Origin of the sequence: Brevundimonas naejangsanensis DSM 23858, assembly GCF_000421705.1 — a bacterium.
Lineage (GTDB): Bacteria > Pseudomonadota > Alphaproteobacteria > Caulobacterales > Caulobacteraceae > Brevundimonas > Brevundimonas naejangsanensis.
On the sequence record NZ_ATXN01000007.1, the window covers coordinates 16,856 to 31,686 of the forward strand.

General features: G+C 65.3%; 11 protein-coding genes and 2 tRNA genes. 6 read left to right on the forward strand and 7 right to left on the reverse strand.

Going from position 1 to position 14,831, the window contains the following annotated elements; genetic code table 11:
• Positions 1–55 precede the first annotated feature (55 nt).
• Positions 56–595: a hypothetical protein gene (locus H556_RS0113335; RefSeq protein ID WP_024354916.1), complete on the forward strand. Its 540-nt coding sequence runs from the start codon at positions 56–58 to the stop codon at positions 593–595.
• 73 nt (positions 596–668) lie between these two features.
• On the opposite strand, the gene H556_RS0113340 is transcribed toward H556_RS0113335, so the two are convergent.
• Positions 669–1,712: a ribonucleotide-diphosphate reductase subunit beta gene (locus tag H556_RS0113340; RefSeq protein ID WP_024354917.1), complete on the reverse strand. Its 1,044-nt coding sequence runs from the start codon at positions 1,710–1,712 to the stop codon at positions 669–671.
• Between the two features lie 149 nt (positions 1,713–1,861).
• On the opposite strand from H556_RS0113340, the gene H556_RS0113345 reads away from it, so the two are divergent.
• A complete protein-coding gene (locus tag H556_RS0113345; protein ID WP_024354918.1) occupies positions 1,862–2,518 on the forward strand; it encodes a glutathione S-transferase family protein in 657 nt (218 codons plus the stop codon).
• Between the two features lie 3 nt (positions 2,519–2,521).
• On the opposite strand, the gene H556_RS0113350 is transcribed toward H556_RS0113345, so the two are convergent.
• Together H556_RS0113350 and H556_RS0113355 are read right to left on the reverse strand one after the other, a co-directional pair.
• A complete protein-coding gene (locus H556_RS0113350) occupies positions 2,522–3,841 on the reverse strand; it encodes an acetyl-CoA hydrolase/transferase family protein (protein ID WP_024354919.1) in 1,320 nt (439 codons plus the stop codon).
• 100 nt (positions 3,842–3,941) lie between these two features.
• The gene (locus H556_RS0113355; protein ID WP_024354920.1) at positions 3,942–4,679 is read right to left on the reverse strand and encodes a phosphatase PAP2 family protein; all 738 of its coding nucleotides are present in this window, start codon (positions 4,677–4,679) and stop codon (positions 3,942–3,944) included.
• Positions 4,680–4,957: 278 nt separating this feature from the next.
• On the opposite strand from H556_RS0113355, the gene H556_RS0113360 reads away from it, so the two are divergent.
• Together H556_RS0113360 and H556_RS0113365 are read left to right on the forward strand one after the other, a co-directional pair.
• Entirely contained in the window at positions 4,958–6,841 is a 1,884-nt protein-coding gene (locus H556_RS0113360; RefSeq protein ID WP_024354921.1) for a ribonucleoside-diphosphate reductase subunit alpha, read from the forward strand.
• Positions 6,842–7,001: 160 nt separating this feature from the next.
• The gene (locus H556_RS0113365) at positions 7,002–7,880 is read left to right on the forward strand and encodes a lipid A-modifier LpxR family protein (protein ID WP_245559494.1); all 879 of its coding nucleotides are present in this window, start codon (positions 7,002–7,004) and stop codon (positions 7,878–7,880) included.
• Positions 7,881–7,895: 15 nt separating this feature from the next.
• On the opposite strand, the gene H556_RS0113370 is transcribed toward H556_RS0113365, so the two are convergent.
• Positions 7,896–9,623 (reverse strand): gamma-glutamyltransferase family protein, encoded by a 1,728-nt coding sequence (locus tag H556_RS0113370; protein WP_024354923.1) that lies wholly within the window; start codon positions 9,621–9,623, stop codon positions 7,896–7,898.
• Between the two features lie 193 nt (positions 9,624–9,816).
• Here H556_RS0113370 and H556_RS0113375 point away from each other — a divergent pair.
• Positions 9,817–9,893, forward strand: a tRNA-Arg gene (locus H556_RS0113375).
• A 624-nt stretch (positions 9,894–10,517) separates the two neighbouring features.
• Here H556_RS0113375 and H556_RS16575 read toward each other — a convergent pair.
• From H556_RS16575 to H556_RS0113390, 3 genes are all read right to left on the reverse strand, one after another.
• Positions 10,518–11,330, reverse strand: coding sequence for a hypothetical protein (locus H556_RS16575; RefSeq protein ID WP_211216134.1), 813 nt, complete (start codon positions 11,328–11,330; stop codon positions 10,518–10,520).
• A 413-nt stretch (positions 11,331–11,743) separates the two neighbouring features.
• The gene (locus tag H556_RS0113385; RefSeq protein WP_336433134.1) at positions 11,744–13,219 is read right to left on the reverse strand and encodes a site-specific integrase; all 1,476 of its coding nucleotides are present in this window, start codon (positions 13,217–13,219) and stop codon (positions 11,744–11,746) included.
• Positions 13,220–13,293: 74 nt separating this feature from the next.
• Positions 13,294–13,370: transfer RNA gene (locus H556_RS0113390), tRNA-Arg, on the reverse strand.
• A gap of 138 nt (positions 13,371–13,508) precedes the next feature.
• On the opposite strand from H556_RS0113390, the gene H556_RS0113395 reads away from it, so the two are divergent.
• Complete coding sequence (locus tag H556_RS0113395; protein ID WP_024354926.1) at positions 13,509–14,795, forward strand: hypothetical protein; 1,287 nt, start codon at positions 13,509–13,511, stop codon at positions 14,793–14,795.
• Positions 14,796–14,831: the final 36 nt, after the last annotated feature.

Sequence of the window (14,831 nt, forward strand, 5' to 3'; positions counted from 1 at the left end):
GCCTCGGAAACGCCAAGCTTGCAGCGTTCCGTCGCCGCGTCCGAAGGAGATTTCGATGATTCGCTTTTCCGCCCCGCGAAACGCCGCCCGGGTCCTGCCCCAGACCCTGGCCTTGACGCTAGCTCTGACAGCCCTCGCCGCGCCCGCCGGCGCCCAGTCGACGGCGCCCCGCGCCGACCAGCCGCAGACTCAGGCACAGACTCAGACTCAGACTCAGGCGCGCGACCACGTCGCCGAAATGCTGATCAAGGGCGAGCGCTACCGGCGCGCGCCGGATTCGGCGCAGGACCCCGACGAACTGCGTCGGACCCAGGCCCTCAACGCCGAAATCGTCGCCCAGAACGATCTGGCCGAGAACGAAGACCGCGCCAATCAGACCGCGCAGGCCGAGGCGCAGCGGCGCTGGCAGGCCGAGCTTGATCAGACGGAGGCCGACGCCCGCGCCGCCCGCGAACGCCACGAGGCCGATCTGCGCGCCGCCGGGGAAGCCCAGGTCCTCTATGACCGCGAGATGGCCGACTGGCGCGCCACCGTCGCCGCCTGCGAACGCGGCGACCGCGCCCGCTGCAACGCCGGGCGTCAGGGTCCGAACTAGGTCTTCAGCAATAGAAAAGGCGCCGCCGACCTTGCGTCAGCGGCGCCTTTTTACTTAGCCGCAGCGGGCCGGATCAGGCTTCGACGCTGTCCGTGCGGCGCTTCATCATATTGTCGAAGCTGTCCCAGACGCCGTCGGCGCCGTGCCAGGCCCCTTGCGTCGCCGCCTTGGAGTATTCGGTGGCGCGCGCCTCGAAGAAGTTGGCGTGCTCCACGCCGCTGAGCAGCGACTGCAGCCAGGGCAGCGGGTTCTCGGTCACGCCGTAAACCTCGGGCAGGTTCAGCTGGCGCAGGCGCCAGTCGGCGATGAAACGGATGTAGGCCTTGATGTCGTCGGGCGTCATGCCGTTTACCGGGCCCATCTCGAAGGCCAGGTCGATGAACTTGTCCTCCATCTCGATCACCGTCTTGCAGCAGTCGACGATGTCGTCGGCCACGGCCTTGGTGACGGCGCCCGTCTCCTTGTTGAAGGCGTGGTACAGCTTGATGATGCCCTCGCAGTGCAGGCTTTCGTCACGCACCGACCAGGACACGATCTGGCCCATCCCCTTCATCTTGGACTGGCGCGGGAAGTTCATCAGCATGGCGAAGCTGGCGAACAGCTGCAGCCCCTCCGAGAAGCCCCCGAACATGGCCAGGGTCCGGCAGATGTCGGCGTCGCTGTCGACCCCGAACTGGCCCATGTAGTCGTGCTTGTCCTTCATGGCCTCGTATTCCATGAAGGCGCCGAACTCGCTGTCCGGCATCCCGATCGTCTCGAGCAGCAGGGCGTAGGCCGCGATATGGATGGTCTCCATATTGGCGAAGGCGGCCAGCATCATCTTCACCTCGGTCGGTTTGAAGACCCGGCCGTAGCGCTCCATGTAGTTGTCCTGCACCTCGATGTCCGCCTGGGTGAAGAAGCGGAAGATCTGGGTCAGCAGGTTGCGCTCGCCGTCGTTCAGATTGGCGGCCCAGTCCTTGACGTCCTCGCCCATCGGGACTTCCTCGGGCATCCAGTGGACCTGCTGCTGCTTCTTCCACATGTCGAAGGCCCACGGATAGCGGAACGGCTTGTAGGCGGCCGAAGGGGTCAGCAGGCCGGGCGTGCCGGGACGAATGATAGCGGGAGCGTTCATCGAAAAAGACCTGGGGCGAATCCGGAGAAGATGCGTTTCACCATGCGTCCGTCAGCGCGCGAGGACAAGGGAAGATGCGCACATCTAGCGATCACATTTCTCTCGACCGCTAGATATGGTGTTTCGATGACAGGAAATTGGGGAGGAAGATGGGGATGGTTTTCACGCTTTACGGCGCCGCCGGATCCGGCTCTGTCCCGGTCGAGGCCACGCTGCGGCTGATCGGACTGGACTATCGGGTGGTCGAGGCGCCGACCTGGGAAGGCGAGGCGGAGCGCGACAAGGTGGCGGCGGTCAATCCCATGCGCCAGGTGCCGGCGCTGGTCACGCCCGGCGGCGAGGTCGTCACCGAAAGCGCCGCCGTCCTGATCTGGCTGGCGGACGCCCATCCGCAAGCGCGGCTGTCGCCGACGCTGGACGATCCGCGCCGGGCGCAGTTTCTGCGCTGGATGAGCTTCATCCCCGCCTCCATCTATTCAATGTTCTGGGTGCGGGACGAGCCGTCCCGCCTCGGGGGCGACGATCCAAAGGCTCAGGCCGAAATCCAGCAGCGCACCCTCGACCGCATCGCCGCGTGCTGGCGGATGATGGACAGCCAGGTTACGCCCGGCCGCTTCCTACTGGGCGAGGAGATGACGGTGCTGGACCTCTATGTCGCCGTCGCCAGCCGCTGGACGCCGCGCCGTCGCCGCTTCTATGCCGAAGCGCCGGGCATGGCCGAGGTCGTGCGCCGCGTCGACGCCCTGCCCGCCCTGCAAGACTTCTGGGCGGAGCGATTCCCGTTCGACGACGGCTGGGAGGGCTAGGGCCTAGATCAGACCCATCGCCCTCGCCTCCAACTCCAGCCCCTCGCGGAACTCGGGCGCGGCCAGGCAGATCAGGGCGCGGGCGCGGGCGTCGTCGGTCAGCCCCTTCAGATTGACCGCCCCATGCTCGGTAACGACGTAGTGGATGTCGTTGCGGGGCGTCGTCGCCGGACCGTCCAGCCGCGCCACGATGCGCGAGGCGGTCCCCTTCGCCGCCGTCGAATGGCAGGCGATGATCGACTTGCCGCCCTGCGACGCCGCCGCTCCGCGCACGAAGTCCAGTTGGCCGCCCGCCGCCGTATACTGCCGCCTGTTCAGATATTCGGAGCAGCATGCCCCGAACAGGTCGATCTGAAGGGTGGCGTTGACCGAGACCATCCTGTCATTGCGGGCGATGACGGCCGGGTCGTTCACATAGTCGACCGGATAGGCCTCGACGGCCGGGTTCTCGTGCAGGAACTGATAGGTCGAGCGGTCGCCCATCGAGAAGGTGAACACCGTCTTGCCAGGATGCAGGGTCTTGCGCGCATTGGTGACGACGCCCGCCTTCATCAGTTCAACCAGACCCGGCGTCAGCATCTCGGTGTGGACGCCCAGATCGCGATGATCGTGCAGGGCCGCGCACACGGCGTCCGGCAGGGCGCCGATGCCCATCTGCAACGTCGCCCCGTCCTCGACCAGCCCCGCGATCAGGGCGCCTATGGCCAGATCCTGCGGCTGCTGCGGCGCCTTTCCCGCCTCCAGAAGGGGCGCCGAATGCTCCACCAGGGCCGCGACCTGAGAAACGTGGACGCGGCAATCGCCGAACACGCGCGGCATGTGCGGATTGACCTCCAGGATCACCCGCTGCGCGCTCTTCGATACGGCCAGGGCGTAGTCGGTGTTGGTCCCGAAACTGAAATAGCCCTCGGCGTCCATCGGCGAGACGGTCGCCAGCAGGGTGTCGACGCCGATCTCCTGCGTCAGCACCCGAGGCGCCTGCTGAAAGCCGGTCGGCACGAACCAGACGGCGCGGCGGCCTTCCTCGATCGCGCGCGCCTCCAGCTTCCGTTCGATGGCGCCGTGGAACAGGCTGTGCGGGCGGATGCGGTCGGTCAGTTCATAGCGCATCACCGTCTCGCCCGCGATGGCGGTGGACAGCAGGTAGTAGAGGTTGATGTCGCCGACCTGCCGCGCCTCGGCCCGGTCGGCCAGGGCCTTCAGCAGGGCCGGCGGCTGGCCGACGCCCAGGGCCATAGCCACCTTGGCGCCCGACGGTATCAGGGCGGCCGCCGCCTCGGGCGTCGTCAGCCGTTCGGCGTAGAGGGCGGCGAAATCGGTCATGGGCAACTCCTGAAACGTCGTCCTTCTTTATCCGACAGCCTTGCGCCGTCGCGGCGCTAGACCTTGGTCTAAGGGGGCAGGCGTCTAAGAGGGCGGGCGATCAGGGCGCGTCCTGAAGCGGCGCATCATGCAGGCGCTGACGGCGCTCGGCGGCGTAGGCGACCAGCCACAGAGCCATCGACCAGGCGGCGCCCACGCTCCAGCCCGCAAATACGTCCGAGGCCCAGTGGGCGCCCAGATAGATGCGCGTCAGCCCGATCAGAAGGGCGATCACCACCGCACAACCCAGGACATAGGCCTTCAGCCGCCGACGCGGAAAGGCGCGCGTCAGCATGACGCCCAGCGTCAGATAGAAGACCGTCGACAGCAGGGCGTGGCCCGAGGGGAAACTGGCGTTCAGCGTATCGACCGCCTGATAGATCTGCGGCGGCCGCTCCCGCTCGAACAGCGCTTTCAGCCCCTCGCTCAGGGCCACCCCGCCCGCCAGGCCGACCACGAGCATCAGCGCCGACAGCCGCTTCTTCATGATCAACAGGAAGCCGATGGCGATGATCGCGAACAGGGACAGGACCGATATGCCGCCCAGCGAGGTCAGGTCCGCCGCCGCCTCATGCAGCCACCACGGCCCCCAGGGCCGCCCCGGATCGTCGGCGAAGGGACGCACCGCCGCCAGCACCGCCTGATCGAAGGCCTGACCGTCCGCCTCGCGCATGTCGTCGGCGACCTCGATGAAGGTCAGCACCCCCAGGGCGACGACAAGCATGGCGGCCACAGCGGCGATTTCAGTGCGCGCGACACGCAGCGCGCGGGTCAGAAAAGCGGTAGGGTGCGGGGCCATGGGGCGCTAACGGCCAAGCTGCCTGGCCGTTCCCGTCTCGCCGCCGCAGAAATCGACGCGCGTTCGGTGAAAAATGTGACCGGGCCAATTCCTGAGTCATTTCCACAGGGTGTGATCAGCCGCCCACCGATTCGTCTGAAAAGGTCCCGTCAAGAGCTTTACCTGCGGTTAGGGATGTGTACCCATATATGTAGCCGAGCACCGGCGAGCAGCCACTAGATGTAGTGTCTCAAACCGGTACGGCCTTCTAATCGCATTTGTTCGGGACAGGGACGAAAATGGCTGGCGGCGAAGCGTTGCAGACGACGGAATTTTCTAAGGTTTCCCCGGCTCCGATCGAGCTGAAGCCGGAACTGAAGGTGGTGGGCGGCCTGAAACTGGACCGCACGCGCGACGCCCTGCTGACCGAATTCGGCAAGAAGACGCTGGAAGACCGCTATCTGCTGGCGGGCGAAAGCTATCAGGACATGTTCGCCCGCGTCGCCACGGCCTATGCCGACGATGCGGAGCACGCCCAGCGCGTCTACGACTATATGTCGAAGCTGTGGTTCATGCCCGCCACGCCCGTCCTGTCGAACGGCGGCGCCGATCGCGGCTTGCCGATCTCCTGCTTCCTGAACGCGGTCAACGACAGCCTGGACGGCATCCAGAACGTCTGGAACGAGAACGTCTCCCTGGCCTCGAACGGCGGCGGCATCGGCACCTATTGGGGCGGCGTCCGCTCCATCGGCGAAAAGGTCAAGGGCGCGGGCCAGACCTCGGGCATCATCCCCTTCATCCGCGTGATGGACAGCCTGACGCTGGCGATTTCGCAAGGGTCCCTGCGTCGCGGTTCGGCCGCCGTCTACCTGGACATCCACCACCCGGAAATCGAAGAATTCCTCGAAATCCGCAAACCGTCGGGCGACTTCAACCGCCGCTCGCTGAACCTGCACCACGGCATCAACATCACCGACGCCTTCATGGAGGCGGTGCGCGACGGCAAGCCGTTCGACCTGATCTCGCCCAAGAATGGCGAGGTGCGCAAAACCGTGGACGCCCGCAACCTGTGGACCAAGATCCTGGAAATCCGGATGCAGACGGGCGAGCCCTATCTGATCTTCTCGGACACGGTGAACCGGCAGATGCCGCAGCACCAGAAGGATCTGGGCCTGTCGGTCAAGCAGTCCAACCTGTGCTCTGAAATCATGCTGCACACGGGCCTGGACCATAAGGGCGTCGAGCGCACCGCCGTGTGCTGCCTGTCGTCGGTCAACGCCGAGACCTTCCTGGAGTGGCGCGAAGAGCCCCGCTTCATCGAGGACATCATGCGCTTCCTCGACAATGTGCTCGAGGACTTCATCACGCGCGCCCCGTCGTCGATGGCCGCCGCCGTCTATTCGGCCCAGCGCGAGCGTTCGGTGGGTCTGGGCCTGATGGGTTTCCACTCCTTCCTGCAGGCGCAGGGCGTGGCCTTTGAATCGGCCATGGCCAAGAGCTGGAACATGCGCCTGTTCAAGCACCTGCGCCGCGAGGCCGACAAGGCCAGCCGCACACTGGCCGAGGAAAAGGGCCCCTGCCCCGACGCCGCCGATCGCGGCGTGATGGAGCGGTTCAGCCACAAGCTGGCTATCGCCCCGACCGCCTCGATCTCGATCATCTGCGGCGGCACCTCGGCGGGCATCGAGCCGATCCCGGCCAACATCTACACCCACAAGACCCTGTCGGGATCCTTCGCAGTCAAGAACCCCTATCTGCAGAAGCTGCTGGGCGAGAAGGGCATCGACACGGAGGCCGTCTGGTCCTCGATCCTCGAGAACGAAGGCTCGGTCCAGCATCTGGACGCCCTCAGCGACGAGGAGAAGGCCGTCTACAAGACCGCCTTCGAACTGGATCAGCGCTGGGTCATCGAACTGGCGGCCGACCGCACCGGCGACATCTGCCAGGCGCAGTCGCTGAACCTGTTCATCCCCGGCGACGTCAACAAGTGGGACCTGCACATGCTGCACTGGTCGGCGTGGGAGCGGGGCCTGAAGTCGCTCTATTATCTGCGCTCCAAGTCGGTGCAGCGCGCCGCCTTCGCCGGCGCCGACGACAAGCAGGAAGAAGAGATCGATCCGAACCAGCCGGATCTCTTCTCGGCCGCCCCGACCGACTACGACGAGTGCCTGGCCTGCCAGTAAGGCAAGCCTTAGCCCTCATCGCCATCGCCTTTGAGCCGCCCGGGGAACCCTCTCCGGGCGGCTTCGTTCGTTTGATAAGGATTAAGGCGCAAAAGAGTCCGTTGCGGTTCCCCGGCGTTCGTGCACAGTGGAACCGTTAACGGGTCGGGAGGGACCGTTGATGCGGCGCATGGCATGGGCAGGACTGGCGATCGGGGCGGCTGCTGTCGCCCCCCTGCCTGTTTCCGCCATGCCTGTTTCCGCCCTGCCCCAGGTCGACGCCGAAGGCTCCATAGCCGCGCGCGGCGGCGAGGCCGTTCGTTTCGAGGACGCCGCCTCCGTGGTCGACAGCCGCCTGCCCTTCTCGGCTGATCCTGACGCCGCCTTCGGCGCCCCGGTCCAGTTCAACAACGCCTCTCGTCTCAGCGCCGAAACAGGCCAACTGCGGCAAGAGGCCTGGTTCGCGGGCGACGGCTTCACCGACCGTCTGCGGATCACGACCACCGGCGAGCTGCGCCACGCGGACGGCTCGCCCGCGCCGCCCCGCGCCCTCGACCCCGTCGCCTTCTCGGGCGAGAGCTATGACGTCACCTATACGCGCGGCTGGACAGCGGCCAGCGGCCGCACCCCGTCCGGGCTGGAGGTGTCGCTGACGCCGCACGCCGGCTTCGGGGTCGGCAGCGACGGCCCCTCGGCCGAAGCGGGCGCCACCCTGCGCATCGGCGAAAACCTGGACCGCCTGGCCCCCAACGGCGACGAGGCCTTCGGCGAGCGCCCGCGCTGGTATCTGTACGCCGCAGGCTCCAAGCGGGCGGTCGGCTACAACTTCGCCCGCACACGCGACGGCGACTTCGCCCGCTCGGGCGTCAGCCAGGACGCCGGCACCTATCTCGGCGACGCCTCCATCGGCGTGGCCTATCGCCGGGGCGCGGTGCAGAGCTCGTTCGGCGTCGTCTACCGCGAAATCGAAGCCAAGGGCCTGCGCGGTTATCAGGGCATCAACACCGACGTGTCGGAAGGCCTGGTGGCCTTCCAACTGACGATCCGCCCGCCGCGCTAAGCGGCCTCGAAGCCTTTACTGCGTCCGCGCCACGCCCTCGCGACGGCTGTCCGCGCCGCCGTCCCAGCGCCCATTCCGCCACAGGCCGCCGTGCAGACCGGAAGTCTCGGTCGTATTGGGCTTCAACTCCACGCCGCGCGCCGCCATCCCCTCGCGCACCGCCTCCGGGAAGCCCTCGGTGTCGGCGCCGAAGCCGTCACCCTTGGCCACCAGGTTCGGCAGGTCGAACGCCTGCTGCAGCGGCAGGCCCCAGGCCAGGGCGCCGATCAGGGCCTTGGCGTTATAGGCCAGGATCGACGAACCGCCCGGCGAGCCCAGCAGGCCGACCAGACGCCCCTCGCGATCCAGGATCAGGGCAGGCGACATCGACGAACGCGGCCGCTTGTTCGCCGCCACGGCGTTGGCTGCAGGCGTGCCGTCCGACGCGGTCGGGACCATGGAGAAGTCGGTCAGCTGGTTGTTCAGGAAGAAGCCGCCCGCCATACGGCCCGAGCCGAACAGGCTCTCGACCGTGGTGGTCATGCTGACGGCGTTGCCTTGCGCATCCACCACGACTAGGTGCGACGTCCCCGCCGGTTCCCGCGTAGCGTCAGCGCCGACGCTCGGCGCCCCCGCCGGAACGCCATAAGGCGCCGCCCCGCGAAGGCCCGGCGCCAGGGCCGCTCGCTCGGCCACATAGGCGGGATCCAGCAGACCCGCGACCGGAACGCTGACGAAAGCCGGATCGCCGAAATAGCGGTCGCGGTCGGCGTACATCAGCCGCTGAAGCTGGCCGAAGGCGGCCCAGGCCTCGGGGCTGTCGGGGCCCTTGTCGATGTCCGGCGTCCGCTCAGCCATCGCCAGCAACTCCAGGATGGAGGCTCCGCTGGACGGCGGCGGCGGCACGCAGACGGTGTAGATCTTGTAGGGACCGCATACGGCCTCGCGCACGATCGGGCGATAGCCGGCGACGTCGGCCGTGGTCAGGGCGCCAGGGCGCGGGCCTTCATGCACGGCGGCGACGATGGCCTCGGCCAACGGCCCCTGTTGCAGGGCGGCGGCCCCGTCCCGTGCGATACGGCGCACCGTTTCGGCATAGGCCGGGTTTCGCAACGTCTCGCCCGCCTGATAGCGAGCGCCGTCCGGCTTGGTGAAATACTCGCTCGCCCAGCGGGTCTTCGCCTGAGGCGCGTCGCTGTTGATCATGCCCGCCAGCCGCTCGCTGACGACAAAGCCGTCCTGCGCCAGTTTCTCGGCGTCGCCGAACAGTTCCGACCAGGCCAGGGCGCCGTGCTGCTTCTGCGCCAGAGCCAGCATGGGCACCACGCCGGGCGCCCCGGTCGAGCGCCCGCTCAACACCGCATCGACAAAGGCGAGCGGCTGTCCGTTCTCATAAAAGAGCTCAGGCGTGGCGGCGGCAGGCGCCGTCTCGCGTCCGTCATAGACGGTGACGGCCCCGCTCTGCGCATCATAGAACATCATGAAGGCCCCGCCGCCCAGGCCCGACGACTGCGGCTCAGCCAGCCCCAACACCGCCTGCACGGCCACGGCCGCATCCACGGCCGACCCGCCGCGCGTCAGCACCTTCATCCCCGCCTCGACCGCCAGCGGATTGGCCGCCGACACGAACGGCCCGCGCGCGATGGTCTGGCTTGCGTGCGCCTGCGCCTGCGCTCCCGGCGCGACGCCGACGTCCACCGCCGAGGTCGCGCATCCGCTCAGCAACAGGGTCGCAGCGGCCGTCCCGGCGATCAGGGCCGACATTCTGCGGGCAGGACGGAAGGTCGAAAATGGCAAGGCGCGCACGCAATCTCTCCAGCACGTTGCAGGGCGCCTTATGCCTAGGCCCCGCGCCCGCTCACGCCAACCCTGCATTTTCTCAAGTTTTTCTTAGAAAACCGACTTGCCAGCCCGAAAGCGACCCGCTAGATACCCGGCCCTGCCCGCAAGGCGGTGCGCACCCGTAGCTCAGCTGGATAGAGCACCAGACTACGAATCTGGGGGTCAGGAGTTCGAATCTCTTCGGGTGCGCCATCTTTTTGTCGGATGTCACAACAAGTTGGACTCCGACAGAGAAAGTTGGACGGCGTACGCCGCCACAGGGCCTTTCTTCCGAGCTTTACAAAGCTGGCTGCTTTCCAAAGTTCGTTTCGTGCCCGCCGCGGCCGTTCAAGATCAGTCACTTGCTAGAAGTCAATCTGAGGTTGGAACGCAGACTGCCTCAGGTTCCCTCAGAAGAGTCTGACCGTTTAAACGGCAGCGCGCCCGGTACCTGAGGTTCCGCATCATCTCTCGATCAGGTGCGTCCGAAAGGTCATCTGAAATCGAAAGTGAATCATCGCAGGCGAACTGGGCGCGGAGTTCGACGCGCGCTTACCCCTGATGCCGTTGAGCGACCACGTCGCAGCCGATTACCAGACCGCCCGCCTGTCATAAGACCACGAAGCCGACATCTAACGGGCTCTCGCCGACATCATTCCCCCCGCAACCGCCCCGACAACCGTCGCACTGCCACCCGCGCGACGTGTGCATTTCTGCAGGGATTCGGGATTTCCCCTAAGCGCCAAGAGCGGCCATTGGCGAACAGCCAACTTCCGGACATCCAGCTCCGCCAACAATGGCTGCTTGCGACTGTGAAAAGCCGGGACCTACGCCTAATCAGTCGCTCGGAAATTTTAATTTGAACAATGTCCGCAGCACCCGTTGGATGACCTTCCGATAGTCCTCCACGTCGCGATCGGACACCTCCACGGTCGCCCGTTGGTGTGTGAGGTTATTCCGTAGGTCGTAGTAATGACTGACCTTGGTCAGCAGCGTCTGCGGCAAGGTCATCTTGGACGCCACGTCCTTGATGACGTTGGTCCGACTGGTCATCAGGTTCGCCAAGAAAGCATTGGTGTATTTGTGCGCCGGGAACAGGTCCTTGCGGTGGACGATGAATTCCTTGAGCGCGATCTCGAAGTTGCTATCCAAGAGCATCAAGGCCGCGCGGTTCCGGGTCTTGAACCTGCGTTGATCGCCGATGACATCGACCAGACCCATCGCTTCCACGAGGCCAAGGGTCCAAGGCTGGTCGCGGACGATCCTGCTGTTGTCCTCCATCACCTGCTCGAACCGGCTCGGACGCTTGGTGCTGGGCGGCCGCGGCAGGATCTTCTTGCGCCCGGAGCTGGCTTGCGCGGGGTCCAGTTCCTCCATGATGCCAGAGGCCTGCGCGATGATCTCGTCCCGCTGATGCTTGGTGCGGCGGGACACCTGCGAGAAGTAGCTGATGAAATCGATGATCCGCCCGCGCACCGCCATGAACGCCGGATGGCTGTAGGTGATGCCGCTCTTACTGCTGTTCCACGGCATGAGTTCTGCCGGACCGGTGAACCTAACCACGACCCGCGCAAGCGAGGCGTCAGGGTGCGGGACGCCAGCTTCTGAAGGGACGTAGTAACCGACCTCGCGAACCTTCAGCTCCTTCACGACAAGCCGATTGTTGCATTCGAAGTAGACGCCGTAGTTTTCGCCTTCGGGTATCGCCTATCGCCTATCGCCTATCGCAGCGTTGACCTGAATCGTCCTGATGACGATGGCTGGACGCTCCAAATCAGGAGTGCGGCATGGACAACAAAGTTAGCCACCAGAGGAATCCTGTCGGGTGTGCCAGCCTCAATCATATCGTTGAAAACGCTACGGATTTACCGTCAGAAGCACCGTCTTTCGACGATTGCTACACATCCTTGCTACACAATTTTCCCGTCGATCATGGGCTAACCTATTCTGATCATTCAGGAAAACGTCGCAAAGACTGCTACACAAAGCTCTGAAGGCAACTTGTAAGAGCAGCTTACAGGTTGCCTGCGTGGGCTAGGCTGTAAGGAAACCACTCCTGCTTCTCATTCGCGAAGGTGTGACAGGTCGAGACCCGAATATGATATCCTGTCGATGGCTTCCTTCAGTGTCGTAATCCGGTAGCCGCTGCCGTAGGCATCCGACACGGAAGCGGACCCGCTTCCAGCCGTCCAGCCACCCAATAGTAACGCAATATCGCGGTCGATCCGCGCTTCACGCAGAGCATCACGGAATCCGTGACGGAAGCTGTGGAAGCAGGTCTTCGGAGCGGCGGCTCCCGCCTTGGCGACGAAACGGCGGAACCACGCAGAGAAGGTCGTGGAGCGATAGCCGGTGGCGCCCATTCCGACCTCCGCGAACAGCTTGGTCTCTCCAGACCGCTTTCTCTGGCGCACGAAATCCATGAAACCGAGATCGATCAAGGTCACGTGGATCGGGACGACTCGTTCGCTGGATGCGGTCTTCAATCGTTTGTCGGTTTGGTCGCCGTCGGACCGCTCGGTGATGACGAAGCAGTCCACTCCGTCGATCCGCCGGATGTCAGCCACGTCGAGTTGGCAGGCCTCGTTCAAGCGCAGGCCGCCGAACATCGACAACAGGGGAATCCAGAAACGGGCGTTGCGTGGTCGCTCCGGACCGGGCGTGGCGTAGCCGTGCCCATCGTCGCGGCAGCCAGTATAGAGCGGCGCCGAGAAGATCGTCTGTAGCTGACGGGTCGAAAACGGCAGGCGTTTGTCGCGCCGTGCGGTCGGATCAGGCACACGCAGACCCTGCGCCGGATTTCGCTCCAGCATCTCTTCCTTCACGGCCCAGTTCAGCACGCCGCCGAGCTTGTTCAGGTAGGTGTTTATGTTGGCGGCGTTGATCAAGTCAGTGCGGCCCTCGGCCTTGGCCTTCTCAGCAATCTCGACGGGGGTGAGCTTCGGGAAAAGCTTGGAAGCGTTTCGAGGCTGCCAGCGCAGCACTTCGATCATGTCGCGGCACTGGCTACGGGTGATGGAGCGCGCTGGCGTGTCTGCGCCGAGGATCGCCATGACGAGCCGCTTGGTCGTCTGGTAGGCCATCCGCGTCGTTGGCGACCAATCCCGCGTCGGATCATCCATGTATGCGTCGTAGAGATCGCCGAGCGTGATGCCGGTCGAGGCTTCCGTCTCGACAATGGCTGGCGGCGATGCGAGCGGCGCCGGTTCGCCGAATGCTTCGAGCATGATCGGATCGACGATCAGACCGACCTTTGACCGGGCGATTTCGAATTCCTGCTCGATCTGGGCAGCCACTCGTAAGGCGCGACGCTTGGCTACCGTTGGGCTGTCCGTCCTCAACGATCTCCAGATTTCATTTCTACCGATAATGCCCCGCAGAGCCTCTGGCACACGGCGCCGGTAATAGATGCGACCGCCACCTCGTTCGACCAAATGCGTTCGAACATTGCGTAGCAGCTTTGTGTAGCAGTCTTTGCGACGTTTTCCTGAATGATCAGAATAGGTTAGCCCATGATCGACGGGAAAATTGTGTAGCAAGGATGTGTAGCAATCGTCGAAAGACGGTGCTGCTGACGGTAAATCCGTAGCGTTTTCAACGATATGATTGAGGCTGGCGCACCCGACAGGATTCGAACCTGTGACCTCTGCCTTCGGAGGGCAGCACTCTATCCAGCTGAGCTACGGGTGCGTCTGCGGCGACGAGGCCGGAGGGCGGTGCTTACAGCATGGGCGGGGCGGTCTCAATCCCTGAACTGCCTTCCGCTGGTCGCTTCTTGGCGAGAGGGGCCGGAGCGCCTAGCGTCAGGGGCGAGAGAGGGAGATTTCCATGCGTGTCGCCACCATCGCCGCCCTGATGGGCGCCGTCGTCGTTCTGGCCGCCTGCGCTGCGGCGCAGAAGCCGGACGCCGACAGTCTGGACGCCGTCGCGCGCGACTATGTCGCCCTGACGCTGGAGATCGGCGAGCGCGAGCCGGGTTATGTCGACGCCTATTACGGCCCGGCCGAGTGGGCCGAGGCGGCCAAGGCCAACCCGCGCGCCCTGCCCCAATTGGCCGAAGGCGCGGCGGCGTTGAGCCGACGTCTGGACGCCCTGCCCGAGCGCGGCCTGGACGCCCAGAGCCGTCAGCGCCGCGCCTATCTGAAGGCCCATGTCGCGGCGGCCTCGGCGCGGTTGCGGATGCTTCAGGGCGAGAAGATGGGTTTCGCCGACGAGGCCGAGGCCCTGTTCGGCGTGCGGCCGGAGTTGCGGCCCTTGTCGTCCTACGATCCGGTACTGGCGCGCATCGACGCCCTGGTCCCCGGCGAGGGGCCGCTGGCGGAACGGGTCGCCGCCTTCCGCGCCCGTTACGTCATTCCCAAGGACCGGCTGGATACGGTGATGCGCGCCGCCATCGGCGAGTGCAAGGCGCGCACCGAACGCCACATGACCCTGCCCGCAGGCGAGACCTTCACCCTGGAGTTCGTGAACGACAAGCCGTGGTCCGGCTACAACTGGTTCAAGGGCGGCGCCTTTAGCCTGATCCAGGTGAACACCGACCTGCCGATCTATATCGACCGCGCGGTCGATCTGGGCTGCCACGAGGGCTATCCGGGCCACCACGTCTACAACGCCCTGCTGGAGCAGACCTTCGTCAAGGACAAGGGCTGGGTCGAGATGAGCGTCTATCCGCTGTTCAGCCCCATGTCCTTCATCGCCGAGGGCAGCGCCAATTACGGCATCGACCTGGCCTTCCCCGGCCATGAGCGGACGGATTTCGAGGCGCGCGTGCTGTATCCACTGGCGGGGCTGGACCCGGCGACGGCGGAGGCGCAGACGCAGCTTCTGGCCCTGACGCGCGAGCTGGCGCGGGCGGAGTATACTGTGGCGGACGCCTATCTGGCCGGGCGCATCGACCGCGAGACGGCGCTGGACCAGTTGCAGAAATACAGCCTCGTCGCGCGCGACCGTGCAGCGCAGCGGTTGAGCTTCATCGAGACGTATCGCTCTTACATCATCAACTATGGCCTCGGCCGCGACATGGTGCAGGCCTGGGTCGAACGGCAGGGGCCGGATCACTGGAAGACGACGGAGCGGCTGCTGGCCAGCCAGACGCTGCCGGTGGATCTGGACTGAGCCCCATCGCAACCCGCGGCGGGTCGATGGCGTTAA

What these genes read in the sequence shown, in the direction of transcription:
- H556_RS0113335 (WP_024354916.1), top strand. Translation starts at nt 56, where the DNA reads ATGATTCGCTTTTCCGCCCCGCGAAACGCCGCCCGGGTCCTGCCCCAG.
- H556_RS0113340 (WP_024354917.1), bottom strand. Translation starts at nt 1,712, where the DNA reads ATGAACGCTCCCGCTATCATTCGTCCCGGCACGCCCGGCCTGCTGACC.
- H556_RS0113345 (WP_024354918.1), top strand. Translation starts at nt 1,862, where the DNA reads ATGGGGATGGTTTTCACGCTTTACGGCGCCGCCGGATCCGGCTCTGTC.
- H556_RS0113350 (WP_024354919.1), bottom strand. Translation starts at nt 3,841, where the DNA reads ATGACCGATTTCGCCGCCCTCTACGCCGAACGGCTGACGACGCCCGAG.
- H556_RS0113355 (WP_024354920.1), bottom strand. Translation starts at nt 4,679, where the DNA reads ATGGCCCCGCACCCTACCGCTTTTCTGACCCGCGCGCTGCGTGTCGCG.
- H556_RS0113360 (WP_024354921.1), top strand. Translation starts at nt 4,958, where the DNA reads ATGGCTGGCGGCGAAGCGTTGCAGACGACGGAATTTTCTAAGGTTTCC.
- H556_RS0113365 (WP_245559494.1), top strand. Translation starts at nt 7,002, where the DNA reads ATGCGGCGCATGGCATGGGCAGGACTGGCGATCGGGGCGGCTGCTGTC.
- H556_RS0113370 (WP_024354923.1), bottom strand. Translation starts at nt 9,623, where the DNA reads ATGTCGGCCCTGATCGCCGGGACGGCCGCTGCGACCCTGTTGCTGAGC.
- H556_RS0113395 (WP_024354926.1), top strand. Translation starts at nt 13,509, where the DNA reads ATGCGTGTCGCCACCATCGCCGCCCTGATGGGCGCCGTCGTCGTTCTG.